The organism is Tetragenococcus muriaticus DSM 15685 (assembly GCF_000423785.1).
GTDB classification, from domain to species: Bacteria; Bacillota; Bacilli; order Lactobacillales; family Enterococcaceae; genus Tetragenococcus; species Tetragenococcus muriaticus.
Map to the genome: position 1 here is coordinate 1 of NZ_AUIQ01000107.1, position 1,509 is coordinate 1,509.

Here is a 1,509-nt window from a genome sequence, read left to right on the forward strand (position 1 = left end):
TTCTTGGTTGTATCGTTTTGTCATAAACGGACACCCTTTCATAAAATATTATAGTACTCTATAAAAATGTGTCCATGAATTTAACCTAACACCATAGTTTTAAATGAAACTAGAGTAAGAATAGCAAAAGAGCTCTAGATTTGAACAAAACTAGAGTAAGAATAACGAAGGAGCTCTAGATTTTGTCACATTATCTCATAACTTTATTCGTCTTATTTTTTCTCATGTCTTTTTTATCCTTGAATTTGCGTTATAATAAAATGCATAAGATATAAACGAAAAAGGAGGTTACTTTGGCTTTTTGCCAGATGACGGTATGGAAGACAAAACATTTCAACGGATTAAAGAATTAACAGAACTTCAAGGAACAAGTGGATTTGAACAAGATATACGAGCTTATATGAAAGAAGCAATGAACCCTCTTGTAGATGAGGTAGCGCAAGATGGATTAGGTGGTGTCTTTGGTATTCGACAAAATGAAGATACGACAGCGCCTCGCGTGATGGTTGCAGCACATATGGATGAAGTTGGCTTTATGGTGACTCAAATTACGGATCGTGGGTTGTTTGAAGTGACTCCTTTAGGTGGTTGGAATCCTTATGTGGTTTCTGCTCAAAGATTTACTTTAAAAACAGCAAAAGGAAACTACCCATGTATCTCTTCTTCTGTACCACCTCATCTTTTGCGTGGAAGTGGTGGACAACAATCTGTTCAAGTAACAGATATATTATTTGATGCAGGCTTTGAGGATAAAGAAGAGGCGCAAGCTTATGGGGTATGTCCTGGTGATACATTGGTGCCCGAAGTAGAAACCATAAAAACAGCCAATGGAAAAAATATTATCGCAAAATCTTGGGATAATCGCTACGGTTGCACGGTAGTTTTAGAAGCTTTAGAGGCCTTAAAAAATGAAAAATTAGGACATACGCTTATTGCTGGAGCTGATGTACAAGAAGAAGTTGGCTTGCGTGGCGTCAAACCTGCAGTGACTAAATTTAATCCTGATCTGTTTTTTGCAGTAGATTGTTCTGCAGCAGATGATACGAAAACGAAAAAAGGGACATTTGGACATTTAGGAGAAGGTACGTTATTACGTATTTATGACCCAGGCCTGATTATGTTACCACGTCTTAAAGAATATTTATTAGATACTGCAGAAACACATGATATTCCTTATCAATATTTTGTTTCTAAAGGTGGTACAGATGCAGGTAGCGCGCATACAGCAAATCAAGGGATTCCAAGTTCTGTCATCGGTGTTTGCGGTCGATATATCCATACACACCAAACGATGTTTAATATTGCTGATTTCGAAGCTGCACGAGAAATGCTCATTCAAGTATTAAAAGGTTTGGATAAGAGCACTGTAGAAACTATTGTGCAAGGAAAATAAGCTTTGATTTTTTGGTAAGGGCTAAGTGTAAAATTTATTGAGGTTCCCTCTAGACGAATAAAAAAGAAACCGTTACTCTATTCATTGGGCTGTGACAGGCACTAATGAACAAAGGC

Annotated in this window: 1 protein-coding gene; it reads left to right on the forward strand. The window is 37.2% G+C overall.

All coding sequences use genetic code 11. The features are described 5' to 3' along the window. Positions 1-316: 316 nt before the first annotated feature. Entirely contained in the window at positions 317-1,393 is a 1,077-nt protein-coding gene (gene pepA / locus G577_RS0110355) for a glutamyl aminopeptidase (RefSeq protein ID WP_028791097.1), read from the forward strand. Positions 1,394-1,509 lie beyond the last annotated feature (116 nt).

Coding starts and splice junctions, on each gene's coding strand:
- pepA (WP_028791097.1), top strand. CDS start 317: ATGGAAGACAAAACATTTCAACGGATTAAAGAATTAACAGAACTTCAA.